Source organism: Acidovorax sacchari (assembly GCF_042847045.1).
In the GTDB taxonomy this organism is placed as follows: Bacteria; Pseudomonadota; Gammaproteobacteria; order Burkholderiales; family Burkholderiaceae_C; genus Paracidovorax; species Paracidovorax sacchari.
Genome location: NZ_AP035783.1, coordinates 1,432,524 through 1,458,435, shown reverse-complemented (window position 1 = coordinate 1,458,435; position 25,912 = coordinate 1,432,524). Strand labels below are relative to the sequence as shown.

At 68.5% G+C, this 25,912-nt stretch carries 26 protein-coding genes and 1 tRNA gene; 3 read left to right on the top strand and 24 right to left on the bottom strand.

From position 1 onward, the window contains the following. Positions 1-10: 10 nt before the first annotated feature. The 19 genes from nuoL to ACGHC0_RS06485 form a co-directional block, all read right to left on the bottom strand. Positions 11-2,041 (bottom strand): NADH-quinone oxidoreductase subunit L, encoded by a 2,031-nt coding sequence (gene nuoL / locus ACGHC0_RS06575; RefSeq protein WP_415267727.1) that lies wholly within the window; start codon positions 2,039-2,041, stop codon positions 11-13. A 28-nt stretch (positions 2,042-2,069) separates the two neighbouring features. Then, entirely contained in the window at positions 2,070-2,378 is a 309-nt protein-coding gene (gene nuoK / locus ACGHC0_RS06570) for an NADH-quinone oxidoreductase subunit NuoK (protein WP_011794416.1), read from the bottom strand. Beyond that, positions 2,375-3,043: an NADH-quinone oxidoreductase subunit J gene (locus ACGHC0_RS06565; protein WP_013593741.1), complete on the bottom strand. Its 669-nt coding sequence runs from the start codon at positions 3,041-3,043 to the stop codon at positions 2,375-2,377. The genes nuoK and ACGHC0_RS06565 overlap by 4 nt, the downstream gene beginning before the upstream one ends. A 38-nt stretch (positions 3,044-3,081) precedes the next feature. Next, positions 3,082-3,597, bottom strand: a complete 516-nt coding sequence (nuoI, locus tag ACGHC0_RS06560; RefSeq protein WP_011794414.1) for an NADH-quinone oxidoreductase subunit NuoI — start codon at positions 3,595-3,597, stop codon at positions 3,082-3,084. Between the two features lie 15 nt (positions 3,598-3,612). Continuing rightward, positions 3,613-4,689 carry an NADH-quinone oxidoreductase subunit NuoH gene (nuoH, locus tag ACGHC0_RS06555; protein WP_368354509.1) on the bottom strand — a complete coding sequence of 359 codons (1,077 nt, stop codon included), beginning with the start codon at positions 4,687-4,689 and terminating at the stop codon, positions 3,613-3,615. Then, the gene (gene nuoG / locus ACGHC0_RS06550) at positions 4,686-6,842 is read right to left on the bottom strand and encodes an NADH-quinone oxidoreductase subunit NuoG (protein WP_415267726.1); all 2,157 of its coding nucleotides are present in this window, start codon (positions 6,840-6,842) and stop codon (positions 4,686-4,688) included. Before nuoG ends, nuoH begins: the two co-directional genes overlap by 4 nt. A 15-nt stretch (positions 6,843-6,857) precedes the next feature. Beyond that, positions 6,858-8,216, bottom strand: a complete 1,359-nt coding sequence (gene nuoF / locus ACGHC0_RS06545) for an NADH-quinone oxidoreductase subunit NuoF (RefSeq protein ID WP_415267725.1) — start codon at positions 8,214-8,216, stop codon at positions 6,858-6,860. Continuing rightward, positions 8,213-8,740 (bottom strand): NADH-quinone oxidoreductase subunit NuoE, encoded by a 528-nt coding sequence (gene nuoE / locus ACGHC0_RS06540; protein ID WP_368354506.1) that lies wholly within the window; start codon positions 8,738-8,740, stop codon positions 8,213-8,215. The genes nuoF and nuoE overlap by 4 nt, the downstream gene beginning before the upstream one ends. After that, entirely contained in the window at positions 8,737-9,990 is a 1,254-nt protein-coding gene (locus ACGHC0_RS06535; protein WP_368354505.1) for an NADH-quinone oxidoreductase subunit D, read from the bottom strand. The genes nuoE and ACGHC0_RS06535 overlap by 4 nt, the downstream gene beginning before the upstream one ends. A 28-nt stretch (positions 9,991-10,018) precedes the next feature. Beyond that, complete coding sequence (locus ACGHC0_RS06530; protein ID WP_415267724.1) at positions 10,019-10,627, bottom strand: NADH-quinone oxidoreductase subunit C; 609 nt, start codon at positions 10,625-10,627, stop codon at positions 10,019-10,021. Positions 10,628-10,640: 13 nt separating this feature from the next. Next, the gene (locus ACGHC0_RS06525; protein ID WP_011794407.1) at positions 10,641-11,120 is read right to left on the bottom strand and encodes a NuoB/complex I 20 kDa subunit family protein; all 480 of its coding nucleotides are present in this window, start codon (positions 11,118-11,120) and stop codon (positions 10,641-10,643) included. Between the two features lie 24 nt (positions 11,121-11,144). After that, the gene (locus ACGHC0_RS06520) at positions 11,145-11,504 is read right to left on the bottom strand and encodes an NADH-quinone oxidoreductase subunit A (protein ID WP_013593734.1); all 360 of its coding nucleotides are present in this window, start codon (positions 11,502-11,504) and stop codon (positions 11,145-11,147) included. A 76-nt stretch (positions 11,505-11,580) separates the two neighbouring features. Continuing rightward, positions 11,581-11,665, bottom strand: a tRNA-Leu gene (locus tag ACGHC0_RS06515). Positions 11,666-11,781: 116 nt separating this feature from the next. Beyond that, on the bottom strand, positions 11,782-12,171 hold the full coding sequence (gene secG, locus ACGHC0_RS06510; RefSeq protein ID WP_107158978.1) for a preprotein translocase subunit SecG: 390 nt from the start codon (positions 12,169-12,171) through the stop codon (positions 11,782-11,784). Between the two features lie 35 nt (positions 12,172-12,206). Then, entirely contained in the window at positions 12,207-12,962 is a 756-nt protein-coding gene (tpiA, locus tag ACGHC0_RS06505) for a triose-phosphate isomerase (RefSeq protein WP_368354503.1), read from the bottom strand. Continuing rightward, positions 12,959-13,963, bottom strand: coding sequence for an NAD(P)H-quinone oxidoreductase (locus tag ACGHC0_RS06500; protein ID WP_368354502.1), 1,005 nt, complete (start codon positions 13,961-13,963; stop codon positions 12,959-12,961). The genes tpiA and ACGHC0_RS06500 overlap by 4 nt, the downstream gene beginning before the upstream one ends. Positions 13,964-14,057: 94 nt before the next feature. Continuing rightward, positions 14,058-16,334 carry a polyribonucleotide nucleotidyltransferase gene (gene pnp / locus ACGHC0_RS06495; protein WP_368354501.1) on the bottom strand — a complete coding sequence of 759 codons (2,277 nt, stop codon included), beginning with the start codon at positions 16,332-16,334 and terminating at the stop codon, positions 14,058-14,060. A 216-nt stretch (positions 16,335-16,550) separates the two neighbouring features. After that, the gene (gene rpsO / locus ACGHC0_RS06490; RefSeq protein ID WP_011794401.1) at positions 16,551-16,817 is read right to left on the bottom strand and encodes a 30S ribosomal protein S15; all 267 of its coding nucleotides are present in this window, start codon (positions 16,815-16,817) and stop codon (positions 16,551-16,553) included. A 127-nt stretch (positions 16,818-16,944) separates the two neighbouring features. Next, positions 16,945-18,117: a pyridoxal phosphate-dependent aminotransferase gene (locus ACGHC0_RS06485; protein WP_368354500.1), complete on the bottom strand. Its 1,173-nt coding sequence runs from the start codon at positions 18,115-18,117 to the stop codon at positions 16,945-16,947. Positions 18,118-18,166: 49 nt separating this feature from the next. Between ACGHC0_RS06485 and ACGHC0_RS06480 the strand changes: the two genes are divergently transcribed. Both ACGHC0_RS06480 and ACGHC0_RS06475 read left to right on the top strand, forming a co-directional pair. Then, on the top strand, positions 18,167-18,466 hold the full coding sequence (locus ACGHC0_RS06480; protein ID WP_368354499.1) for a hypothetical protein: 300 nt from the start codon (positions 18,167-18,169) through the stop codon (positions 18,464-18,466). Positions 18,467-18,598: 132 nt separating this feature from the next. Then, complete coding sequence (locus ACGHC0_RS06475; RefSeq protein ID WP_415267723.1) at positions 18,599-20,434, top strand: phospholipase D family protein; 1,836 nt, start codon at positions 18,599-18,601, stop codon at positions 20,432-20,434. 27 nt (positions 20,435-20,461) lie between these two features. Here the strand turns inward: ACGHC0_RS06475 and ACGHC0_RS06470 are convergent, their stop codons facing one another. Beyond that, positions 20,462-21,433, bottom strand: coding sequence for a tRNA dihydrouridine synthase (locus ACGHC0_RS06470; RefSeq protein WP_415267722.1), 972 nt, complete (start codon positions 21,431-21,433; stop codon positions 20,462-20,464). A 104-nt stretch (positions 21,434-21,537) separates the two neighbouring features. Here ACGHC0_RS06470 and ACGHC0_RS06465 point away from each other — a divergent pair, with 104 nt between their 5' ends. Next, positions 21,538-22,071 carry a hypothetical protein gene (locus ACGHC0_RS06465; protein WP_415267721.1) on the top strand — a complete coding sequence of 178 codons (534 nt, stop codon included), beginning with the start codon at positions 21,538-21,540 and terminating at the stop codon, positions 22,069-22,071. A gap of 28 nt (positions 22,072-22,099) precedes the next feature. Here the strand turns inward: ACGHC0_RS06465 and ACGHC0_RS06460 are convergent, their stop codons facing one another. From ACGHC0_RS06460 to ACGHC0_RS06445, 4 genes are all read right to left on the bottom strand, one after another. Continuing rightward, on the bottom strand, positions 22,100-23,266 hold the full coding sequence (locus ACGHC0_RS06460; RefSeq protein ID WP_415267720.1) for a methyltransferase: 1,167 nt from the start codon (positions 23,264-23,266) through the stop codon (positions 22,100-22,102). Between the two features lie 22 nt (positions 23,267-23,288). Next, positions 23,289-23,822 carry a GNAT family N-acetyltransferase gene (locus tag ACGHC0_RS06455; protein ID WP_013593723.1) on the bottom strand — a complete coding sequence of 178 codons (534 nt, stop codon included), beginning with the start codon at positions 23,820-23,822 and terminating at the stop codon, positions 23,289-23,291. Between the two features lie 184 nt (positions 23,823-24,006). Next, entirely contained in the window at positions 24,007-25,443 is a 1,437-nt protein-coding gene (locus ACGHC0_RS06450) for a coniferyl aldehyde dehydrogenase (RefSeq protein ID WP_415267719.1), read from the bottom strand. 114 nt (positions 25,444-25,557) lie between these two features. After that, complete coding sequence (locus ACGHC0_RS06445) at positions 25,558-25,911, bottom strand: hypothetical protein (protein ID WP_019703741.1); 354 nt, start codon at positions 25,909-25,911, stop codon at positions 25,558-25,560. Position 25,912: the final 1 nt, after the last annotated feature.

Here is a 25,912-nt window from a genome sequence, read left to right as displayed (position 1 = left end):
TCTTGTTCCTCTACTTGTTGAGCCACACGAAGTACGTCATGAGCCCGAACACGCCCAGGATCATGACCAGCGCATAGTGGTAGATGTAGCCCGACTGCACCCAGCGCACGATGCCGGCGACCCAGCCGACGAGCTTCCAGGAACCGTTCACCACGGCGCCGTCGATCACGGCCTGGTCGCCGCCCTTCCACAGGCCCGTGCCCAGTGCGCGGGCACCGCGGGCGATGATGTTCTCGTTGATCCAGTCGAGGTAGTACTTGTTCTCGAACAGGGTGTAGATCGGCATGCAGGTGCGCTTGATCGCGGCCGGCAGGGCCGGGTTCACCATGTACATGTAGTAGGAGAGCGCGACGCCGGCCAGGGCCAGCCAGAACGGGGCAGCCTGCAGGCCGTGCAGGGCCATCGCCACCGGGCCGTGGAACATCTCGGCCAGCTCGGCCATCGCGGGGTGCCTGGCGGCGTCCACGAAGATCACGTCCTTGAAGAAGTCGCCGAACAGCATGGGCTGGATGGCCAGGAAGCCGATCACCACCGAGGGGATCGCCAGCAGCACCAAGGGCACCGTCACCACCCAGGGCGACTCGTGCGGCTTGGCATCGTGGCCATGGCCATGGTCATCGTGCGCATGGTGGTCGTCGTGGTGCGCATCCGGGTTCTGGTCGTAGCGCTCCTTGCCGTGGAAGACCAGGAAGTACATGCGGAACGAATAGAACGCGGTGACGAACACGCCGGCCAGCACGGCGAAGTGCGCGAAGCCTGCGGCCGGCAGCGTGCTGGCATGCACGGCCTCGATGATGCTGTCCTTGGAATAGAAGCCCGAGAACAGCGGCATGCCGATCAGCGCCAGGGAGCCCAGCAGCGAGGTGATCCAGGTGATGGGCATGTACTTGCGCACGGCGCCCATCCAGCGGATGTCCTGGTTGTGGTGCATGCCCATGATCACCGAACCCGCGCCGAGGAACAGCAGCGCCTTGAAGAACGCGTGGGTCATCAGGTGGAACACGGCCACCGAGTAGGCGGAGGCGCCCAGCGCCACGGTCATGTAGCCCAGCTGCGACAGCGTGGAATAGGCCACGACACGCTTGATGTCGTTCTGGATCATGCCCAGGAAGCCCATGAACAGGGCCGTGATGGCACCGATCACCAGGATGAAGTTGAGGGCCGTGTCCGACAGTTCGAACAGCGGCGACATGCGCGACACCATGAAGATGCCGGCGGTCACCATGGTGGCCGCGTGGATCAGCGCGGAGATCGGGGTCGGGCCTTCCATCGAGTCGGGCAGCCACACGTGCAGCGGGAACTGCGCGCTCTTGCCCATCGCGCCGATGAACAGGCAGATGCAGATCACGGTGATGAGCATCCAGTTGGTGCCCGGGAAGCCGATGGTGCCCAGTTCGCCCGACTTGGCGAAGATCTCGCCGTAGTTCAGCGTGCCGGTATAGGCGGCGATCAGGCCGATGCCCAGGATGAAGCCGAAGTCGCCGACGCGGTTCACGAGGAACGCCTTCATGTTGGCGAAGATGGCCGTGGGCTTGTTGAACCAGAAGCCGATCAGCAGGTACGACACGAGGCCCACCGCTTCCCAGCCGAAGAACAGCTGCAGCAGGTTGTTGCTCATGACCAGCATGAGCATCGAGAACGTGAACAGCGAGATGTACGAGAAGAAGCGGTTGTAGCCGTCGTCCTCTTCCATGTAGCCGATGGTGTAGATGTGCACCATCAGCGACACGAAGGTCACCACGCACATCATCATGGCGGTGAGCGTGTCGATGAGGAAGCCGACTTCCATCTTGAGGCCGCCCACCACCATCCAGGTGTAGAGCGTCTCGTTGAAGCGGGCGCCGTCGAGCGCCACGCTCTTGAACGTCAGGGCCGAGAGCACGAACGCGACGAACACGCCGAGGATCGTGAGGGTGTGGCTCGCGCGGCGTCCGATGCGGTTGCCGCCGAAGGCCGTGCCGAGGATGCCGGCGAGCGCGGAGCCCGCCAGCGGCGCCAGCGGCACCGCGAGGAGCATCGAAGCTGAGAGGGTTTGACTCATTCTTGAAGACCTTGCAAGTACCGGCGGATCAGCCCTTGAGGGTGTTGAGATCTTCCGCGTCGATGCTGGACTTGTTGCGGAACAGCAGCACCAGGATCGCGAGGCCGATGGCGGATTCGGCCGCGGCCACCGTCAGGATGAAGAACACGAACACCTGCCCGTGCATGTCGCCCAGGTAGTGGGAGAACGCGACGAAGTTCATGTTCACGGCCAGGAGCATCAGCTCGATGGCCATGAGCAGCACGATGAGGTTCTTGCGGTTCAGGAAGATGCCGATCACCGACAGCGCGAACAGCATCGCGCCCAGCGACAGGAAATGGCCCAGGGTCAACGTCATGCCTTCTTCTCCTCGGCGGCTGCGGGCGCCGCCGCTTCTTCCGCGGGCTTCTGCGTCGCGGCGACCTTCACCAGCGCGACGCGGTCGGCGGCGCGCACGCGCACCTGCTCCGAGACCTTGGTCACCTTGGTGTCCTTGCGCTGGCGCAGGGTCAGGGCGATGGCGGCGATCATGGCCACCAGCAGGATCACCGCGGCGATTTCCACCGGGTACAGGTATTCGGTGTAGAGCAGCTTGCCCAGCGCCTTGGTGTTGGAGTACTGCACCACGTTGCCGGCAGCGTCCACCATGGCCGCCACGGCCTTGGGTTCATCCATGCCGCGGAAGCCGCCCATCAGCACCGCCGCCATTTCCAGGGCGATCAGCGCGCCGATGAAGGCCGCGAGCGGGAAGTGCCGCCAGAAGCCCTGCCGCACGGTGTCGATGTGGATGTCCAGCATCATCACGACGAACAGGAACAGCACCATGACGGCGCCCAGGTAGACCAGCACGAGCGCGATGGCCAGGAATTCGGCCTTCAGCAGCAGCCAGATGGCGGCGGCCTGCGAGAACGCGAGGATCAGGTGGAGCACCGCATGCACGGGGTTGCGCGCGGTGATGACCCGGAAGGCCGCATACAGCAGCACGACCGAGAACAGATAGAAGAAACCAGTCTTGGCGTCCATGAATCGGATCTTGTGAAAAGTGGTTCAGGAGCCGCCGGTCAGCGGTACTTGGCGTCGGCCGCCTTGGCAGCGGCGATCTCGGCCTCGTAGCGGTCGCCGACCGCCAGGAGCATGTCCTTGGTGAAGTACAGGTCGCCCCGCTTCTCGCCGTGGTATTCCAGGATCTGCGTCTCGACGATCGAATCGACCGGGCAGCTCTCTTCGCAGAAGCCGCAGAAGATGCACTTCGTGAGGTCGATGTCGTAGCGCGTCGTGCGGCGCGAGCCATCGGCCCGCACGTCCGACTCGATCGTGATCGCGAGCGCCGGGCAGACTGCCTCGCAGAGCTTGCAGGCGATGCAGCGCTCCTCGCCGTTCTCGTAGCGGCGCAGCGCGTGCAGCCCGCGGAAGCGCGGCGACAGCGGAGTCTTCTCTTCGGGGAACTGCACCGTCACCTTGCGGCGGAACGCGTAGCGGCCGGTCAGGGCCATGCCCTTGACCAGTTCCACGAGCATGAAGCTCTTGAAAAAGTCCTTGAAGGAAAAAGATGTGGTAGCAGCAGCAACAGCAGCCATGATGTGGTGTCCCGCTTATTTCCAGATGTTCCAGGGCGACAGCAGCCAAGCGCCCACGATCAGCAGCCACACGAGGGTGACCGGAATGAAGATCTTCCAGCCCAGGCGCATGATCTGGTCATACCGGAAGCGCGGGAAGGTCGCGCGGATCCAGATGAACATGGACACCACGAGGAAGGTCTTGAGGCCCAGCCAGATCCAGCCCGGGATGAAGTCCAGGGCCGCCACCGGCGACAGCCAGCCGCCCAGGAACATGGTCACGCCCAGGATGGACACGAGCCACATGCTGGCGTACTCGGCCAGGAAGAAGATCGCGAAGCCCATGCCCGAGTATTCGACCATGTGGCCGGCCACGATTTCCGCCTCGCCTTCCACCACGTCGAACGGGTGGCGGTTGGTCTCGGCGACGCCGGAGATCAGGTAGACGATGAAGATCGGCAGCAGCGGCAGCCAGTTCCAGGACAGGAAGGACAGCCCTGCGTTCGCCATCGTGCCCTGCCCCTGGCTCAGCACGATCTGCGTGAGGTTCATGCTGCCCGAGACCATGATGACCACGAGGAAGCAGAAGCCCATGGCGATCTCGTAGCTCACCATCTGGGCCGACGCGCGCAGCGCGCCCAGGAAGGCGTACTTCGAGTTCGAGGCCCAGCCGGCGATGATCACGCCGTACACCTCGATCGAGGTGATCGCCATGATCAGCAGCAGGCCGGCGTTCACGTTGGCCAGCGCCACGTCGGGGCCGAAGGGGATCGCCACCCAGGCCGCGAGCGCGGGCATGATGGCCATCACCGGACCCAGAATGAACAGGCCCTTGCTGGCCGCCGCGGGCTGGATGATTTCCTTGGTGAGCAGCTTCAGGCCGTCGGCCAGCGGCTGCAGCAAGCCGAACGGGCCCACGCGGTTGGGGCCGTGGCGCACCTGCATGAAGCCCAGCAGCTTGCGCTCCCAGAGCGTGAGGTAGGCCACCGCGCCCATGAGCGGCGCCACGATGGCGACGATTTTGAGCAGGTTCCAGAGCACGGGCCACACGGCGCCCGTCCACCAGGACTGGGCGACGAGGTTCAGCCCGCCGTTGTAGAGCGCGTCGATCATGCTGCGGCTCCTTCCACGGCGATGGTGGCGGCGGCCTGGCGGCCGTCGGCCGTCAGCTGCAGCGAGGGCGCGCGGCGCACGAGGCCGTCGAGCTGGTAGATGGCGGCGACCACGGGCTCCGGCGTGCCTGCGGCGGCCGGCACGGCGGGTGCCGCGGACGTGGTGTTGGCAAGGCGCGCGGCCGGCAGGTGCGTCGGCAGTTCGGCCCCGGTGGCGCCCACGGCGTGGGCCAGCACCTCCTGCGAAGTCTCGAAGCCGATGCCCTGCACGCCCAGCAGGTTGCCGAGCACGCGCAGCACCTTCCAGGCCGGACGGGCGTCGCCCAGCGGCTTGACCACGGCGTGGAAGCTCTGCAGGCGGCCTTCGGCATTCACGAAGCTGCCCGAGGTTTCGGTGAACGGGGCGATGGGCAGCAGCACGTCGCTGAATTCCAGGTTGGTCTTGAACGGGCTCAGCGTCACGACCATCTCGGCCTGCGCGAGCGCCTGTGCGGCGCGGGCACCCGGGGCGGAATCATGCACCGGCTCGGTGTTCAGCAGCAGCGCGGCCTTCAGGCCGCCGGCCAGCATGCGGCCGGCATCGAGCCCGCCCTGCCGGGGCTGCGCCCCCACGAACTGCGCGCCGACGGTGTTGGCGGCTTCGGTCAGGTAGCCGACCACGGCGCCGGTCTGCGCTCCGATCCACTGGGCCAGCGCCAGCAGCGACGATGCCTGGGCATGGTGGGCCGCGGCATTGCCGAGCAGCACGGCACGGCCTTCGCCGGACGCGAGCGAACGCGCCACGGCCAGCGCCGCATCGGTCACACGGCCGGAGGCCACGGGCGCGGCCACGCCGCGCTCCTGGGCCACGGCGGCGGCGATGTCGGCCAGCTCGGAGGCCCACTCACCCGCAGGCGCCACGATGGATTGCGCCATCGGCATGGCCCAGTCGTGGGCCACGGCATTCAGCGCGCTCACGGCGCAGCCCTTGCGGGCCGCCTGGCGGATGCGCTGTGCGAACAGCGGATGTTCCTTGCGCAGGTTGGAGCCCACGACCAGCACGGACTGCAGCGTGGACAGCGCCGCGATCGGCATGCCCAGCCAGCGAACGCCTTCCGCCGCGGTGAATTCCGCGTTGCGCAGGCGGTAGTCGATGTTGTCGCTGCCCAGGCCGCGCACCAGCAGCGTGGCCAGGTGCAGCTCTTCCAGCGTGCTGTGCGGGCTGACGAGCGCGCCGATGCTCTGGGCACCGTGCTCGGACTGGATGCCGCGCAGGCCGTTGGCCACGTATTCCAGGGCCGTCTGCCAGTCCACTTCCTTCCACTGGCCGCCCTGCTTGAGCATGGGCCTGGTGAGGCGGTCCGGGCCGTTCAACGCTTCGTACGAGAAGCGGTCGCGGTCGGCGATCCAGCACTCGTTCACGTCCTCGTTCTCGAACGGGACGACGCGCATGACCTTGTGGTTCTTCACCTGGACGATCAGGTTGGCACCCGTGGAATCATGCGGGCTGACCGACTTGCGGCGCGACAGCTCCCACGTGCGGGCGCTGTAGCGGAACGGCTTGCTCGTGAGCGCGCCCACGGGGCAGATGTCGATCATGTTGCCCGACAGCTCGGAATCCACGGTATCGCCCACCACGGTGGTGATCTCGGAATGCTCGCCGCGGTGGATCATGCCCAGCTCCATCACGCCGGCCACTTCCTGGCCGAAGCGTACGCAGCGGGTGCAGTGGATGCAGCGGCTCATCTCCTCCATGGAGATCAGCGGGCCGACGTCCTTGTGGAAGACCACGCGCTTTTCTTCCTCGTAGCGCGAGGAGGAGCCGCCGTAGCCCACGGCCAGGTCCTGCAGCTGGCACTCGCCGCCCTGGTCGCAGATCGGGCAGTCCAGCGGGTGGTTGATCAGCAGGAACTCCATGACCGACTGCTGGGCCTTGATGGCCTTGTCGCTCTTGGTGCGCACGATCATGCCCTGCGTCACGGGCGTGGCGCAGGCAGGCATCGGCTTGGGAGCCTTCTCCACGTCCACCAGGCACATGCGGCAGTTGGCGGCGATGGAGAGCTTCTTGTGATAGCAGAAATGAGGGATGTAGGTGCCTGCCTTCTCGGCCGCATGCATCACCATGCAGCCTTCGGCGACTTCCACCTTCTTCCCGTCGAGTTCGATTTCAACCATATGCGTTTCTCGCGATCAGGCGGAGGCCGGAGCCTGGGGGCTCGTCTTGTTGCGGATCAGCGCCTCGAATTCCGGACGGAAGTGCTTGATCATCGCGCGCACCGGCATGGCCGCCGCGTCGCCCAGGGCGCAGATGGTGCGCCCCTGGATGTTGTCCGCCACCGAATTGAGCAGGTCCAGGTCGCCTTCGCGGCCCTGGCCGTGCTGGATGCGGTCGATCACGCGCCACATCCAGCCCGTGCCTTCGCGGCAGGGCGTGCACTGGCCGCAGGACTCGTGCGAATAGAAGTACGACAGGCGCAGCAGGCTCTCGACCATGCTGCGAGAGTCGTCCATGACGATCACGGCACCCGAGCCCAGCATCGAGCCGGCCTTGGCGATGGAGTCGTAGTCCATCGTGCATTCCATGATGATGGACGCGGGCAGCACCGGGGCGGACGAACCGCCCGGGATCACGGCCTTGAGCTGGCGGCCCTTGCGCACGCCGCCGGCCAGTTCCAGCAGCTTGCTGAACGGCGTGCCCAGCGGGATCTCGTAGTTGCCGGGCTTCTCCACGTCGCCGGACACCGAGAAGATCTTGGTGCCGCCGTTGTTCGGCTTGCCGCAGGCCAGGTAGGCCGCGCCGCCGTTGCGGATGATCCAGGGCACCGCCGCGAAGGTCTCGGTGTTGTTGATCGTGGTGGGCTTGCCGTACAGGCCGAAGCTGGCCGGGAACGGCGGCTTGAAGCGCGGCTGGCCCTTCTTGCCTTCCAGCGATTCCAGCAGCGCGGTTTCCTCGCCGCAGATGTAGGCACCGAAGCCGTGGGCGGCATGCAGCTGGAAGCTGAAGCTGCTGCCCAGGATCCTGTCGCCCAGGTAGCCCGCGGCGCGCGCCTCTTCCAGCGCGGCCTCGAAACGCTCGTAGGTCTGGAAGATCTCGCCGTGGATGTAGTTGTAGCCCACCGAGATGCCCATCGCGAAGGCCGCGATGATCATGCCCTCGATGACGATGTGCGGGTTGAACTGCAGGATGTCGCGGTCCTTGCAGGTGCCCGGCTCGCCTTCGTCGGAGTTGCAGACGAGGTACTTCTGGCCCGGGAACGAGCGGGGCATGAAGCTCCACTTCAGGCCCGTCGGGAAGCCCGCGCCGCCGCGGCCGCGCAGGCCGGATTCCTTGACGGTGGCGATGACCTGGTCCTGGGTCATCGGCTCGCCGCCGTCGGTGCCCAGGATCTTGCGCAGGGCCTGGTAGCCGCCGCGCGCCTCGTAGTCCTTGATGCTCCAGTTCGTGCCGTCGAGGCCCGCATAGATCTGCGGCTCGATGTGGCGGTCGTGGAAGCAGGTCTGGACGCCCGTGGCCTGGAACTGCGAGAGGATCTGTGCTGCGGTGGTCATGCCTGTCCCTCCGCCTGGCGCAGGCCGTCCACGAGCTGGTCGAGCTTCTCGTTGTCCATGAAGCTGCACATCGTGCGGTCGTTCACCAGCATCACGGGCGCGTCGGCGCAGGCACCCAGGCATTCGCACTGCTGCAGCGTGAACAGCCCGTCGGGCGTGGTCTCGCCCATGGCGATGCCGAGCTTCTTCTCGAGGTGGTGCAGCGCCTTCTGGCCGTCGCGCAGCTGGCACGGCAGGTTGGTGCAGACGTTGAGCTTGTACTTGCCCAGCGGCTGCTGGTTGTACATGTTGTAGAAGGTCGTGACTTCATGCACGGCGATCTGGGGCATGCCCAGGACCTCGGCGATCACGGCCTCGCTCTCGGCGCTGACCCAGCCCTGCTCCTGCTGCACGATGGACAGGCAGGCCATCACGGCGGACTGCTTCTGCTCCGGCGGGTACTTGGCCACCTCGCGGGCGAAGCGCGCGCGCGTCGCCTCGGTCACCGGCGATGCGCCGGCGGCTTGCTTCGTTTCGGTACTCATCGGTCAATCTCTCCGAACACGATATCCATCGTGCCAATGATGGCCACGGCATCGGCGATCATGTGCCCGCGCGCCATCTCGTCGAGGGTCGCGAGGTGGGCGAAGCCCGGTGCGCGGATCTTGAGCCGGTACGGCTTGTTGGCACCGTCGCTCACGAGGTAGATGCCGAACTCGCCCTTCGGGTGCTCGACGGCGGCATAGGCCTCGCCCTCGGGCACGCGGAAGCCTTCGGTGAAGAGCTTGAAATGGTGGATCAGCTCTTCCATGTTCGACTTCATCGACTCGCGCGACGGCGGCGCCACCTTGTGGTTGTCGGTGATGACGGGGCCCGGGTTGGCACGGAGCCAGTCCACGCACTGCTTGATGATGCGGTTGGACTGGCGCATCTCCTGCACGCGCACGAGGTAGCGGTCGTAGCAGTCGCCCGTCTTGCCCACGGGGATGTCGAACTCCACGCGGTCGTAGGCGTCGTAGGGCTGCTTCTTGCGCAGGTCCCAGGCGATGCCCGAGCCGCGCAGCATGGGGCCGGTCATGCCGAGGTTCAGCGCGCGCTCCTGCGTCACGATGCCGATGTCCACGGTGCGCTGCTTCCAGATGCGGTTGTCCGTCAGCAGCGTTTCGTATTCGTCCACGCACTTGGGGAAGCGCTGCGTGAAGTCGTCGATGAAGTCCAGCAGCGAGCCGCGGCGGTTCTGGTTCAGCACCTCGATCGCCTTGGCGTTGCGGACCTTGTTCGCCGTGTACTGCGGCATCGTGTCCGGCAGGTCGCGATAGACGCCGCCCGGACGGAAGTAGGCCGCGTGCATGCGCGCGCCCGACACCGCCTCGTACATGTCGAACAGGTCTTCACGTTCGCGGAACGTGTAGATCAGGATCGTGGAGCTGCCGCAATCGTTTCCGTGCGAGCCCAGCCACATCAGGTGGTTCAGCAGTCGCGTGATCTCGGAGAACATCACGCGGATGTACTGCGCGCGCAGCGGCACGTCGATGCCCAGCAGCTTCTCGATGGCCAGGCAGTAGGCGTGCTCGTTGCACATCATCGAGACATAGTCCAGCCGGTCCATGTAGGGCAGCGACTGGATGAAGGTCTTGTGCTCGGCCAGCTTCTCTGTGGCGCGGTGCAGCAGGCCGATGTGGGGGTCGGCGCGCTGCACGACTTCGCCGTCGAGCTCGAGCACCAGGCGCAGCACGCCGTGCGCGGCCGGGTGCTGCGGACCAAAGTTCAGGGAGTAGTTCTTGATTTCAGCCATCGTGGATCACCTGAATGCGCTGGGCGCCTCAGTGCAGGCCTCCATACTTTTCTTCGCGGATGATGCGGGGCGTGATCTCGCGCGGCTCGATCGTCACCGGCTCGTACACCACGCGGCGCGCCTCGGTGTCGTAACGCATCTCGACGTGGCCCGACAGCGGGAAATCCTTGCGGAAGGGATGGCCGATGAAGCCGTAGTCGGTCAGGATGCGGCGCAGGTCGTCATGGCCGTCGAAAACGATGCCGTAGAGGTCGAAGGCCTCGCGCTCGTACCAGTTGGCGGAGTTCCAGATGCCGGACACCGACGCCACCACGGGGAAGTCGTCGTCCGGGCAGAACACCTTCACGCGCACGCGCTGGTTGAGGCTCACGGACAGCAGGTGCGACACCACGGCATAGCGCGGGCCTTCCGTGCCCACGTCGCCATAGGTGGAGTAGTCGATGCCGCAGAGGTCCACGAGCTGCTCGAACCGGCAGCCGGGCGCATCGCGCAGCAGCTGCATCGCGGCCAGGTAGTCGGCGGCCGAGACGGTCACCGTGAGTTCGTCGAGCGCGAGCACGATGTCGCGCGCCTTGTCGCCGAGCGCAGCGGCGACCGCGTCCCGCAGAGCCTCGGGTCGGATGGCAATGGCTGTCATGCTGGAGAACCCTTCAGACGCGGGCGATGGTATGGGTGCGGCGGATCTTCTGCTGGAGCTGGATGATCCCGTAGATGAGCGCCTCGGCGGTCGGGGGGCAGCCCGGCACGTACACGTCCACCGGAACGATGCGGTCACAGCCGCGCACCACCGAGTAGCTGTAGTGGTAGTAGCCGCCGCCGTTGGCGCAGGAGCCCATGGAGATCACCCAGCGCGGCTCCGACATCTGGTCGTACACCTTGCGCAGGGCCGGGGCCATCTTGTTGCAGAGCGTGCCGGCCACGATCATCAGATCGGACTGCCGGGGGCTGGCGCGGAACACCTCGGCGCCGAAGCGGCCGATGTCGTAGCGCGCCGCGGCGGCATGCATCATCTCGACGGCGCAGCAGGCCAGACCGAAGGTCATGGGCCACAGCGATCCGGTCTTGGCCCAGTTCACCACGGAGTCATAGCTCGTGGTGATGAAGCCTTCCTTCATCACGCCTTCAATCATCGTGTCGTTCCTTGTGAAGCCCCGTCATTCCCAATCCAGGGCACCCTTTTTCCACTCGTAGGCGAAGCCCACGACCAGGATGGCCAGGAAGACGATGACGGCGACGAAACCGGTCACCCCGACCTCGTGCAGCGTGACCGCCCACGGGAAGAGGAATGCGATTTCCAGATCGAAAAGAATGAAGAGGATGGCGACGAGGTAGTAGCGCACGTCGAACTTCATGCGCGCATCTTCGAAGGCCTCGAAGCCACACTCGTAGGGGGAATTCTTGGCCGCGTCGGGCCGGTTGGGACCCAGCACGTAGCCCAGGACCAGGGGCACCACCCCCACTCCGATGCCGACCAGGATGAACAGAAGAACGGGGAGGTATTGATCGAGGTTCATCTGGAGGGGTACTCACCGCTGGGGCCGCACCCCCATTCCTGCGATGAGGAATGGCCGGGCGGGCTTGCTTGTGTGTTGGTGCCGTCGGCGAGACTCGAACTCGCACAGCTTTCGCCACTACCCCCTCAAGATAGCGTGTCTACCAATTTCACCACGACGGCTGATGTCTGCATCTGGATGGCATGAGGAACCCGAAGGGCTTTTTGGCTTTCCAGACAATCCGGGATTCTACTCCGGAAAAACCCGACTCTCTATGAATCGGTTACTTTTCCGACAATTATTTTGTCGGGATCTGCGCTGCGCCAGAAGCCGGTGCCGCGGGCGGCACGGCGGACGCCGGAGCGGCCGGCGTGGACGAAGGCGACACGGGCTGCACGGCGGCAGGTGCGGCCGCCGGGGTCTCCAGCACGCTGCCGACGCCGGCCGGGCGGACGTTGCCGAAATAGGCCAGCGCGAGCGTGGCAGCGAAGAACACGCCGGCCAGCACCGCCGTCGAACGCGACAGGAAGTTCGCGCTGCCGCTGGCGCCGAACAGGCTGCCCGAGCTGCCGCTGCCGAACGCGGCCCCCATGTCGGCACCCTTGCCGTGCTGGATGAGCACGAGGCCGATCATTGCCAGCGCGGCCAGCATCTGCACGGCCAGGATCACATTCACGAGCACATTCATTTCTTCTCTACTCCGGTTGGGTCGCGCGGTGCCGTTCAGGCGGCCGCTGCGATGATCTGCAAAAAGTCCTGGGCCTTGAGCGATGCGCCGCCCACGAGGCCGCCGTCGATGTCGGGCTGGGCCAGCAATGCGGCCGCGTTCGCGGCGTTCATGCTGCCGCCGTAGAGCAGGCGGATGCGGTCCGCATGCCCGCTGGCCGCGGCCAGCTGCGCGCGCAGCACGGCATGCACCTGCTGCGCCTGCTCGGGCGTGGCGGTGCGGCCGGTGCCGATGGCCCAGACGGGTTCATAGGCCACCACGGTCTCGCTGATGCAATGGCCGTTCAGGTGGATGACCGCGGCCAGCTGGCGCTTGACCACGGCTTCGGTCTGCCCGGCATCGCGCTCGGCCAGCGTCTCGCCCACGCACACCACCGGCGTGATGCCGGCGGCCAGCGCGCGCTGCGCCTTTTCGGCCACCTGCTCGTCGGTCTCGCCGTGGTACTGGCGGCGCTCGGAATGCCCGACCAGCACGTAGCGCACGCCGAATTCCTGCAGCATCGCCGCGGAGACCTCGCCCGTGTAGGCACCCGCCTCGTGCCGCGACACATCCTGCGCCGCCAGCGCGATGGCCGAACCTTCGGCCAGGCCCTGCACCTGCGCGAGGTAGGCCGCCGGAACCGCCACGGCCACATCCACGTTCTGGTGCGCGCCAGCCTCGAGGCCGCCGCGCAGCGCCTGCAGCAGCGCGGCATTGGCTCCCAGGGAGCCATTCATCTTCCAGTTGCCCGCGATGAGTTTCTTCTTTGTCATGCTGTCCACGTCAAAACGATCTTGCCGGCATGCTGGCTCGATTCCATGAGCGCATGGGCCCGGGACGCCTCGGCCGCCGGGAAGGTGCTGTGCACCACCGGCCGCACGGTGCGCGCCGCCAGCAGCGGCCACACCCGCTCGCGCAGGGCGGCCGCGATGGCGCCCTTGAAAGCGACCGAGCGGGGGCGCAGCGTCGAGCCCGTCACCGTGAGGCGGCGGCGCAGCACGAGCCCTGCATCGAAGGAGGACTGCACCCCGCCCTGCACGGCGATGATGACCAGGCGGCCATCCTCGGCCAGGCACTCGACCTCGCGCGCCACATAGTCACCCGCCACCATGTCGAGGACCACGTCCACGCCACGGCCATCGGTGATGCGCCGGGCCTCGGCCACGAAGTCCTGGGTCTTGTAGTTGATGGCATGGTGCGCGCCGAGCTCCAGGCAGGTACGACACTTCTCGTCCGAGCCCGCCGTCACGATCACGGTGGCGCCGAAAGCGCGGCCGAGCTGGATGGCCGTGACGCCGATGCCGCTGCTGCCGCCCTGCACCAGCAGGGTTTCGCCGGCCGCGAGGCGGCCGCGGTCGAACACGTTGCTCCACACCGTGAAGAAGGTCTCGGGCAGCGAGGCGGCCTCGACGTCGCTCCAGCCCTCCGGCACGGGCAGGCACTGCGCGACGGGTGCCACGCACCACTCGGCATAGCCGCCGCCCGCGACCAGCGCGCACACGCGGTCGCCCACCTTCAGGCCGGCCGCGGCCATCGCCGACTCGTCGCCTTCCGCGATGGTGCCCGCCACTTCGAGCCCGGGCAGGTCGGAGGCGCCCGGCGGGGGCGCATAGTGCCCCTTGCGCTGCAGCACGTCGGGCCGGTTGATGCCGCTGGCCGCGACGCGGATCAGCAGCTCGCCGGCACCCGGCCGCGGCGCGGGCCGCTCGGCGAGGCGCAGTACTTCCGGGCCGCCGGAGCCCGCGATTTCCACGGCGCGCATGGTGGTCGCCATACTGGATCCCCAGGGATGTCAGGTTTCAAAAAGAAGGCCGGGCCGGCGCCAGGGCCGGACCGGCGGTCACCGCCGCCAGAGGCGGCGCTGGAGCTCAGGCATCCATCTGGCCGGAGTGCTCGCCCGTGCCGGTGGATTGCTGCTGTTGCTGCTGCTGGTCGGCGCCGGCAGGTTCGCGGCGCTCGCGGCGCTCGCCGCGTTCCGGGCGGTCGCCACGGTCGCCGCGATCACCCCGGTCGCCGCGCTCGGCGGGCGCCGGACGGCCGCTGTCGCCCATCGGGCGGTCCAGCAGCGCACGCATGGACAGCTTCACGCGGCCCTTCTCGTCGGTCTCGAGCACCTTGACCTTCACGACCTGGCCTTCGGTCAGGTAGTCGGTCACCTTTTCCACGCGCTCGTGGGCGATCTGGCTGATGTGCAGCAGGCCATCCTTGCCGGGCAGCAGGTTGATCAGTGCGCCGAAGTCCAGGATCTTGACCACGGGGCCTTCGTAGATCTTGCCGATCTCGACCTCGGCCGTGATCTGCTCGATGCGGCGCTTGGCCTCGTCGGCCTTGGCGCTGTCGGTGGAGGCGATGGTGATCGTGCCGTCTTCGTCGATGTTGATCTGCGTGCCGGTCTCTTCCGTCAGCGCGCGGATCACCGCGCCGCCCTTGCCGATCACGTCGCGGATCTTCTCGGGGTTGATCTTCATCGTGTAGAGCTTGGGCGCGAAGCTGGAGACCTCGGTCTTGGCCTCGCCCATCGCTTCCTGCATCTTGCCGAGGATGTGCAGGCGGGCTTCCTTGGCCTGGGCCAGGGCGACCTGCATGATTTCCTTGGTGATGCCCTGGATCTTGATGTCCATCTGCAGGGCGGTGATGCCGGCCGTGGTGCCGGCCACCTTGAAGTCCATGTCGCCCAGGTGATCTTCATCGCCCAGGATGTCGGTCAGCACCGCGAAGCGGTTGTCTTCCTTGATCAGGCCCATGGCGATGCCGGCCACGTGGGCCTTCATCGGCACGCCGGCGTCCATCATCGACAGGCAGCCGCCGCAGACGGACGCCATCGAGGACGAGCCGTTGGACTCGGTGATCTCGGACACCACGCGGATCGTGTAGGGGAACTCTTCCTTGGTCGGCAGCACGGCGACGAGCGCGCGCTTGGCCAGGCGGCCGTGGCCGATCTCGCGGCGCTTCGTGGAGCCCATGCGGCCCACTTCGCCGGTGGCGAAGGGAGGCATGTTGTAGTGGAACATGAAGCGGTCCTCGAACTCGCCGGCCAGCGCGTCGATGCGCTGCGCGTCGCGCTCGGTGCCCAGCGTGGAGACCACCAGCGCCTGCGTCTCGCCGCGCGTGAACAGCGCGGAGCCGTGCGTGCGGGGCAGCACGGAGCTGCGGATCTCGATGGGACGCACGGTGCGCGTGTCGCGGCCGTCGATGCGGGGCTCGCCGGCCAGGATCTGGCTGCGCACGATCTTCGATTCGATGGAGAACAGCAGGTCGCCGACCTTGCCGGCATCGAAGGGCTCGCCGCCGGCCTTGAGGGCTTCCATCACGCTGGCGTTGGCTTCGCGCAGGGCCTGCGTGCGGGCCTGCTTGCTGCGGATCTGGTAGGCGGCGCGCAGCTTCTCTTCGGCCAGGCCCTTGACCTTGGCGACGAAGGCTTCGTCTTCGGCGGGCGCCTGCCAGTCCCACACGGGCTTGCCGGCTTCGCGCACCAGGTCATGGATGGCGTTGATGGCGATGTTGGCCTGCTCGTGGCCGAACACCACGCCACCCAGCATGACTTCCTCGCTGAGCTGCTGGGCTTCGGATTCGACCATCAGCACGGCGGCTTCGGTGCCTGCGACGACGAGGTCCATCTGCGAATTCTTGCGGGCGGTCTGGCCCGGGTTCAGCACGTATTCGCCGTTGATGTAGCCCACGCGGGCGGCGCCGATGGGGCCGCTGAACGGGATGCCGGAGATGGCCAGCGCAGCGCTCACGCCGATCATGGCGGCGATGTCGGCATCGACCTCGGGGTTGAGCGACACGGTGTGGACGACCACGTGCACTTCGTTCAGGAAGCCTTCGGGGAACAGCGGGCGGATCGGGCGGTCGATCAGGCGGCTGGTCAGCGTTTCATGTTCGCTGGGCTTGGCTTCGCGCTTGAAGAAGCTGCCGGGGATCTTGCCGGCGGCGTACGTCTTCTCGATGTAGTCCACCGTCAGGGGGAAGAAGTCCTGGCCGGGCTTGGCCGACTTGGAGGCCGCCACGGTGGCGAGGATGACGGTGCCGTCGATCTCGACCAGCACGGCGCCGTTGGCCTGGCGGGCGATCTCGCCCGTTTCCATGACGACGGTCTTGTCGCCCCACTGGAAGGACTTGGTGACTTTGTTGAAGATGGACATGCGTGTTTCCTGTGCTTCGGTGTGGATGCCGGCCACGCGAGGCCGGCGGGGGCCGGAGGGCAATTCAGAACACGATGCCATTCCAGTGGACCTGGGACCCGGGCGGGCAGCCCCAGGGCCATTGGAATGACACAGCTTCGCTCTGCTATTGCGGCTCCGAAGTAGAAAACGCCTGAGTCAGCGTGCTAACCCAGGCGTTCCTGCATGCGAATGCGCTTACTTGCGCAGGCCGAGCTTGGCGATCAGGGCCGTGTAGCGGTCGGCGTCCTTGGCCTTGAGGTAGTCCAGCAGCTTGCGGCGGCGGCTCACCATGCGCAGCAGGCCGCGGCGGCCGTGGTGGTCCTTGGCGTGCTGCTTGAAGTGGGGCGTCAGCTCGTTGATGCGGGCCGTGAGCAGGGCCACCTGCACTTCGGGGCTGCCGGTATCGTTGGCGGCGCGGGCGTTGTCCTTGATGACTTCGGCCTTGACGGAGGATGCGATCATTGGTTTTTCCTTGAGTGTCGGAGCCGGCGGGCCTCGCGTGTGGCAAGGCTGCGGCCCCAGGTTTTGACTTGCGCCGCGGGCTGGAACGGCCGGCGGCGTGCGTCTTGCACCATGCAAAACCCCCGGATTATACCGCGCCGGCCTTTTCGAGCCATTTCCGCAGGCGCGCCACCCCTTCCACCAGCCGCGCGGGGTCGCGCGAGGCGAAGCACCAGCGCAGCCAGCCCTCCCCTTCCGGGCCGAAGGCACTGCCGGGCGCCAGGCCCAGGCCTGCCTCCGCCACGAGGCGCTTGGCGGTGGCCGTCGCGTCGCCGTGGCCATCCATGCGGAAGAAGGCGTACATGCCACCGCTGGCCGCATGGGCATGCACGCCGGGCACCGCCTGCAGCAGCGGCAGCAGGGTGTCGCGGCACAGGCGCATGTGGGCGGTGACGCGCGGTACGATCTCCGCCTCGTGCTGCAGCGCCGCGATGCCGCCGCGCTGCGTGAAGACGCTCACGCACGAGGTGTTGAACTCGATCAGCTTGCCCATGTGGGCCGCCAGCGCCGGCGGCAGGACGAGCCAGCCCAGCCGCCAGCCCGTCATCAGGAAGCTCTTGGAGAAGCTGTGCACCACCACCAGGCGGTCCTGCGGCGCGGCGAGGTCGAGGAAGCTCGGCGCGCAGCCGGTGGGCGTCGGTTCGTAATACAGGCGCTCATAGACCTCGTCGGCCAGGATCCAGGTGCCCGTGGCGCGGCAGTGCTCCAGGATCTCGCGCTGCTCGGCCGCCGACAGCGTCCAGCCCGTCGGATTGTTCGGGGCGTTCACCACCAGCAGCCGCGTGGCCGGCGTCACGGCGCGCTTCAGGGCGTCCATGTCCAGCGCCCAGGCGCCGTCCTCGCGCGGGCGCAGCGGCAGGCACTGCAGGCGCGCCCCCAGGATGCGCGGCTGCGCCACGAGGTTGGGCCAGACGGGCGTGACGGCGACCACCTCGTCGCCCGGGTCCACCAGGGCCTGCACCGCCAGCATGAGGCCGCTGACGCCGCCGGACGTGACGGCGATGCGCCCGGCGTCGATGGCCGGGCCGTGCAGGCGTGCCATGTAGGCGGCGATCGCCTCGCGCAGCGCGGGCAGGCCGAGGTTGTGGGAATAGAAGGTTTCGCCGGCACGCAGCGAGGCGATCGCGGCCTCGTTCACCACGTCCGGGGTGGCCTCGTCGCTTTCGCCGAACCAGAATGCGAGTACATCGGGCCGCCCCATCCCGGCATTGGCGACTTCACGGATCTTGGATTCTTCGAGGTGGGCGAGGGTATGGCGCATGGAATGTCAGGGCGGCGAAACGTTACATTGTCGAGCCGGAGGAACTCCCATGCAATCGAAGAAAAACCCTGCCCGCGCCGCCGTGGTGCTGCTCGCGGGCGTCCTGGCCGTGGGCACCGCGGCCGCGGCCAGCGGCAGCGCGCCGGCTCCCCTGGGCGCCAACGATCCGTCAGCCACGTCCCCGCGTCAGGCCGGAGCCCGATCCCGGGCGCGGGCCAAGGCACCGCGCGTGCGCAGCAGCCCGCCCTCGTCCTCTGCCGAGACGCCCGCCCAGCGGGAACGCCGGCTGATCCGGGAATGCAGGGGGCTGCCCAACGCGGGGGCCTGCCTCGGCTACGCCCGCCGCTGAGCACGGTTTCTTGCGGGCGCCTCGGCCACGCCATGGCGATCGACGCCACCGCCGGGGCGTTGTCCGACAGCTCGGCGGCAGGGGCCGCGCTATACCTCGGGCACCCCGCCCTCCATGCACCGCAGGATTCCCATGCCCGACGGCTCCGCCGCCCTTTTTCCGCGCGCCCGCGCTGCCTTCGGGCGCTGGGGTGCCATCCTGGCCCTCGCCCTGGCCACTGCCGCCTGCAGCGGCCTGCCACAGAACGTGGAGCGTCCGGAATCCAGTGCCCTGCCCGCCACGGCCGCGGCGGACACCCCGCTCGCGCGCATCGTGGACGAGCGCAGGCAGGCGGCCGGCGGCCGCCATGCCTCGGGCTTCCTGCTGCTGAGCGGGCCGCAGGATGCCTACGGCAGCCGCCTGGCGCTGGTGGAGGCGGCCCGCAAGACACTGGACCTGCAGTACTACGCCATCCACGCGGACGCCAGCAGCGAGCGGCTGCTGCGCGGCGTCGTCGCGGCGGCGCGGCGGGGAGTGCGCGTGCGGGTGCTGCTCGACGACTTCCACAGCACCGGGCGCAATGCGCTCGTGATGGGCCTGGCATTCCAGCCGAACATCGAGATGCGCATGTTCAACCCCGTCGCCGGCCCGCGCGGCTCCATGGTGGGCCGGCTGTGGGGGTCGCTCACCGACTTCTCGCGCGTGCAGCAGCGCATGCACAACAAGCTCTTCATCGCCGACAACACCATGGGGGTGACCGGCGGGCGCAACCTGGGCGACGCCTACTTCGGGCAGGCCGACTCCGGCAACTTCGTCGATCTGGACGTGCTCGCCGCCGGCCCCATCGTCACGGAGATGTCGCGCAGTTTCGACGCCTACTGGAACAACCCGCGCGCCTACCCGGTGCAGTCGCTCATCACGCGCGAGGAACTGCAGCGCCTGCGGCAGCAGACGCTCGACCGCTATCCGGAGCGCAACACCTCCGGGGGCGACTCCGGCAACGCTCCCGACGACCGGGTGCCCGGCGACGACGAAGCCCCTGCCCAAGCTCCGGCCGGCGACGGCCCGCGGCCACCCGACGGGGAACCGCATCCCGCACCCGGCGGGCCCTCCGCCGAAAAGCGCGCGCGCATCTGGAACGAGCAGCCGATGGACCTGGGCGCAGCCGCCTTCGTCTGGGCGCCGGCGGTCCTCCTCGCGGACCGTCCGGCCAAGATCGCCGCCGAGGGGGAACCTGCAAACACCCGGAGCACCCCGCCCGGCACTGCACTGGACGTGCTCGGCGCACCGGGGTCCCGGGACGATGTCTCCGGCCGTGCCGTGCCCGCCGCGCCCCCGCCGGCCGCGGGCGACACCGTCGTGGACGGCCTGCTCCACCTGCTCGGCCAGGCGCGCCAGGACCTGCTGGTCATCTCGCCCTACTTCGTGCCCGGCGACGACATGAAGCGCGCGTTCTCGGAAGCCCGTGCCCGGGGCGTGCGCATCCGCGTGCTCACCAACTCGCTGGCCTCCAACGACGCACCGATCGCCCACGTGGGCTACGCGCGGCACCGCGAGGAACTGCTGGCGATGGGCCTGGAGCTCTACGAACTGCGCAGCGAGCAGGCCGGCGTGAAATCCGCGTTCGGCGACTCCGGCGCCAACGCCACCGGCAAATCCCGCGCGATGCTCCACTCCAAGGTGCTGGTGCTGGACGGGCGGCTGATCGTCGTGGGCTCCATGAACCTGGACATGCGCTCGCAGCTGCAGAACACCGAGATCGCCCTGCTGATCCAGAGCCGCGGCCTGTCGCGCATGGCTTCGGCGCAGATCGAGACCGCCCTGCGGGAGGATGCCTGGCACGTCGAGCGCCTGCCGGACGGCAGCCTCGTCTGGCGGGCCCCGCAGGGCAGCGGACTGCCGGACGCCACGCACGAACCCGACGCCAGCCTGGGCCTGAGGATGCTGCTGCGGCTGCTGGGGCCGCTGGCGCCGGACCACCTGCTGTAGGCAGGCCCTCTGCCGGCGCGCAGGGCCTCAGGCACCGCCGGTCTGCGCCTCCACCCAGGCGGTGATGGTGCGCTGGTCGGTAACGGTGCGCACATGCTGGTAGGCGGCCTCCGCCTCGGGAAACCGCCGGCGCAGCAGATTGAGCCATTGCTTGAGCCGCCCCGCGCGCTGGCGCGGCTCCAGGTCGTCGCAGACCGTGCGCCAGAACACGCCCAGCTGCGGCAGCAGCGCCTCCCAGGCAAGCGCAGGGGCATCGGCACGGCCCGCATCGGCCGCGCGGATGGCGAGGGCCAGGCCCGGGTCCGCCACGATGCCGCGGCCCAGCATCAGGGCATCGCCGCCCGAGAGCGCCCGGCAGCGCATCGCATCCGCCACCGTCCAGATCTCGCCGTTCGCGATCACGGGAATGCGCACGGCCGCGCGCAGCGGCGCGACGAGTTCCCAGTAGGCGGGCGGCCGGTAGCCGTCGGCCTTGGTGCGGGCATGCACCACCAGTTCGCAGGCTCCGCCGGCCTCCGCCGCCTGGGCGCACGCCCGGGCCAGCGAGGTGTCGTCGTAGCCCAGCCGCATCTTGGCCGACACCGGCATCTCCGCCGGCACCGCGCGGCGCACCGCGGCCACCACGGCAGCAATGCGCTCGGGCTCGCGCAGCAGCGCGGCACCGCCGCCGTGGCGGTTCACCACATTGGCCGGGCAGCCGAAATTCAGGTCGATGCCCTCCGGTCCCAGCGCGGCCAGCCGCGCCGCGTTCTCGGCCATGCTGGAAGGGTCCGACCCCAGCAACTGGGCACGCACCGGCACTCCCGCCGCCGTGCGCCCGCCGTTGCGCAGCTCGGGGATGTAGCGCAGGAACACCTTGTCCGGCAGCAGCGTGCCGGTCACGCGGATGAACTCGGAGACGCAGCGGTCCACGCCACCCACGCGCGTCAGCACGTCGCGCAGGACGAAGTCGAGAAGCCCCTCCATGGGGGCGAGCAGCAGCAGGGGAGGATGGGACATCGGGGCAGGGGCGCCGCACCGGAGGCCGCGTCATCGCGGCGTCATCGGAATGCGGTGGAATGCAGCCTTCCATTGTCGCCAATGTCCCGCCCTCTCCACACTCCATGCTGCTCTTGAAGACCGACAAGGCCCGCCTGGAACTCTCCCCGGGCGTGCGCACCCTCAGCCTGCGCGAACGCTCGTTGCTGCTGCTGGCCGACGGCCGGCCCGCGGCCGAGCTGGAAGCGCTCTACCACGGCGCCGGCAAGGACATCGTGGCCCGCCTGCTGGCGGACGGCTACCTCGCACAGGCCGGCGGTGCGGCAGCCCCGTCCCCTGCCGCCACGCCGCCCGCAGCCGCCGTGCCGCGCCAGGCGCCATCCGGGGCCCAGCAGGAAGCCCCGCCCGCACCGTCCAACGCGCTGCGCTCGCTCGCGGGCGCTCGCATGTACCTGTTCGACATCTGCGAGCGCATGTTCGCGAGACGCAACCCCGCGCTGGCCCAGAACTTCCTCGAGGCGCTGCGCGGCGCGCGCGACCGCGACAGCATGATGGATGTCAGCGAGGCATTGCTGGAAGAAATCGAACTGCTGGCCGGCCCGGAGCGGGCCGCCATCGTGCGCCAGCGCATGGAGCAGTTGCTGCCCATGCCGGCCTGACACGGCGCGCCGGAAAGCCCGGCGGGCGTCAGGCGGCGCCGAGCCGCCAGAGCGAGGTGACCTCCGCCGCTCGCGCCGCATGCAGCGGATCGGACGCATCGGCGGCTTTCCCGTGCCGCGGCCGGACGTCGTGCCGGCCCAGCACCCGCAGGCCCGCAGCCTCGATCCAGCCGAGCAACTGGGCGCGCGGGCGCAGTTCCAGGTGCTCCGCCAGGTCCGAGAGGATCAGCCACCCCTCCCCGCCCGGCTCCAGGTGCTCTGCCAGGCCGCCGAGGAAGCCTCGCAGCATGCGGCTGTCCTCGTCATAGACCGCACGCTCGACGGGAGCGGCAGCACGGGCCGGCACCCACGGTGGATTGCACACCACCAGGAGCGCACGGCCCGGGGGAAAGAGATCGGCCTGGAGGATGTCCACGGCCGGCAGCACGCGCAGGCGCTGCAGGTTCTCTTGCGCGCAGGCCAGGGCCCGGGGATCCTGGTCGGTGGCGACGACACGGCGCACGCCGCGCCGCGCAAGCACGGCCGCGAGCACGCCGGTGCCGGTGCCGATATCGAAGGCCAGCGCAGCCGCGCCCGCGGGCAGCGGCACCTGCGCCACGAGATCGATGTATTCGCCGCGCACGGGCGAGAACACCCCGTAGTGCGGATGAATGCGGTTGTCCGGCGGCGCCCCCAGGGCGGGAATCTCCACGCCCTTCTTGCGCCACTCGTGCGCACCCACGAGGCCCAGCAGCTCGCGCAGCGAGGCCACGCGGGGCGTACCGTCGGGAACGCCCCAGGCCTCGGCCAGCGCCGGCCGCCAGTCGGGTGCACGCCGCAGCGCGATGCCATGGTCGCCTTCCACGGGAATGAGCAGCATGCCCAGCACCCGCGCCCGCTGGGCCTGGGCCTGGCGGTGCAGGTGGAAGGCCTGGGCCGGTGCGGTGGCCGGCGTGGCAGCCGCCTTGCCGCGGCCCTTCGCGCCGCCGCGCGGCCGGCCCCGGCCGTCGGCCCGGCGCATCAGCGCCTGCAGCAGGTGCCGGGCATTCTGGAAATCCCCCTGCCACAACAGCGCCGTGCCTTCGCAGGCCATGCGGTAGGCCGCATCGGCGGGCAGCGTGTCGTCGGCCACCACCACGCGGCGCGGCACGGCGGCGCCGGCCTCCGAGTGCCATTGCGCGCTGCGGTCCTGGCCGCCGTGGTTCCAGCGGATCATGCCGGGCAAGGGCTCTGGCGGATCAGTTGAGGGGGCGCTGCAGGCGCACTTCCTCGATCTTCACCCCGCCGATGACGGCGGTCTTGGCGGTGGACATTTCGCGCTTGAAACCCGCGAGCTCGTGGAAGCGCAGCGCGCGCTCGTTGCGCATGGGCACCCACGCGGTCACGTTGGTGCAGCCTTCCTGCTGCAGGCCTTCGCGCGCGGCATCCCAGAGGGCCACGCCCACGCCCTGGTCCCAGTGGGACGGCGCGGCATAGATGGCCCAGATCTCGCCGGTGGTGGGGCGGGACTTGGCATCGCGCGAACGGTCGAAACCGACGAAGCCGACGATCTTGTCGCCTTCCACCGCCACCTGCACCTGGGGCTCGCAGTACTCGATGGCTTCACGCCAGTACGCCTGGCGTTTCTCGACCGAAGACATGGCTTTCAATTGGTCGTCGGGAACAAGGCCGCGGTACGCTTCCATCGCGGACTGCGTATGGATCTGGGCGATGGCTTTGGCATCGCGGAGCGTGGCGGGACGGACCTGAATACTGGCCTGAATACTGGACATTGGGAACGAACGGAACAGAAGAAGAAAAAAGAGGTGCGGAACGCAAAACCCACGATTGTCGCGCAATTGGTTTTCGGGCTCCAGACCCCGGGTGGTACAGACCCCTGTACGAGCCCTTGGGCGGCGGCCGCAAAGCCCGCCACAAGGTGCTCGGCGCAGGGGCCGCCGCGGGGCGAAAAAGCTGTCAGAACCAGCGCCGCAGCAACTCGAGAGCCCGGTCGAAACGCGCGCCGTACGGCGGATGCAGCAGCTTGCCGAGCGACCAGCGGGACTGCACCAGCACGGATTTCTGGTGGCAAAAGCGCAGGAATCCGTGCTCCCCGTGGTAGGCCCCCCAGCCGCTGTCGCCCACGCCGCCGAACGGCAGGTTGTCGTGCGCGACATGCAGCAGCGTGTCGTTCACGGTGACGCCGCCGCTCACGGTGCGGCGCAGCACGTCGTCGCGCGCCGCCTCGCTGCGGCCGAACCAGTAGAGCGCCAGCGGACGCGGCCCGGAGTTGATGTGGTCGATGGCGTCCTGCAGGCGGTCGTAGCCGAGCACGGGCAGCACCGGCCCGAAGATCTCCTCCTGCATGATCTGCATCTGCAGCGTGGCATGGAACACCAGTACCGGCGGCATTTGCCGCGCCACGCCATCGCCGATGCCCTGCGGAGGCGGTGGCGGCGAACCCGGCACGGGTTCGAGCACGTGCACTTCCGCGCCCTGGGTCTGGGCCTGCTGCAGCATGGTGCGCAGGCGCGCGAGGTGCCGCGAATGGATGATGGAAGCGTAGTCGGGATTGCCTTCGAAGTACGGGAACAGCTTCGCCACGGCGGCGCGGTACGCCTCGGCGAACGCCCCCTCGCTGCCACGCGGCAGCAGCACGTAGTCGGGCGCCACGCAGGTCTGCCCGGCGTTGAACAGCTTGCCGTGCGCGATCTTGAGCGCGGCATCCTGCATGTCGCAGTCCGCATCGATGATGCAGGGCGACTTGCCGCCCAGCTCCAGCGTGGTGGGCGTCAGGTGCGCGGCGGCGGCCTGCGCCACCTTGCGCCCCACCGCCGTGGACCCCGTGAAGACGAGATGATCGAAGGGCAGCGAAGCCACCAGCGCGGCCACGGCCGCATCGCCCTGGACCACGCAGAACTCGTCGGGCGAGAAGAATTGCGCCACCAGCGATGCGAGCTGGGCGGAGGTATGCGGGGTGAGTTCGCTGGGCTTGAGCATCACCCGGTTGCCCGCCGCGAGCGCGCAGATGGCAGGCCCGAGCGCGAGCTGCACGGGGTAGTTCCAGGGGGCGATCACCCCCACCACGCCCAGCGGCTGGCGCTGGATGAAGGCGTGCGCGGGCTGCAGGTGCAGCGGGGTATGCACGCGCCGTGGCTTGCTCCAGCGCGCCAGGTGCCGCAGCGTGTGAGCGAGCTGGGTGCGCAGCACCAACAGGTCGGCCACCTCGGTCAGGCGCGGCGAGCGGATGCCGAAGTCGGCCTGCACGGCCGCCGCGAGCGCCGGCCCGTGCTCGTCCAGCAGCTTGCGCATGCGCAGCAGGCGTTCCCGCCGCACCAGCAGCGGCGTCTCGGGCTGTTCCCGGCTGGCCTGCCGCTGGAGTTGAAAGTGGTGGCGGATGTCGTCTGGCGTCATGCGGCAATCATAGGGAGGGCCCTCGCAACGCCATGTAAACGGGCGTCTCCAAAAGCCAGGGGGAGCCCATGCGGGCGGGGCGCCGGCCTGACCTGGCGGCGCCGGCCGGTCACATCACACCTTGCCGGGCAGGTCGCGCGGCTGCACGTCCACGACGTCGGCGCGCGCACCCGGCAGTTCGGCCGAGCGCAGCGAACCAGGCTCCCCATCGGCGGCCTGGCCCCGCCGGCCGGCGGCCGACCAGCGCGCGGTGCTGCGGTACACCGTGCTCCAGCCTTCGCGCGGGTCCATCCGCATGGTCCACGGCGTGGCGGGCTGGCCCGTGAGCCGCGCCCAGAGGGAGCGCACGCCCCACACCACCGCGAGCAGCGCCACGGCGATGAGCAGGCTCAGGAAAAACACCGCCCCCACGGCCACGACCGCGAGGCGCACGATCCACCGGATCACGCCGGCCAGGAAATCATTCAAG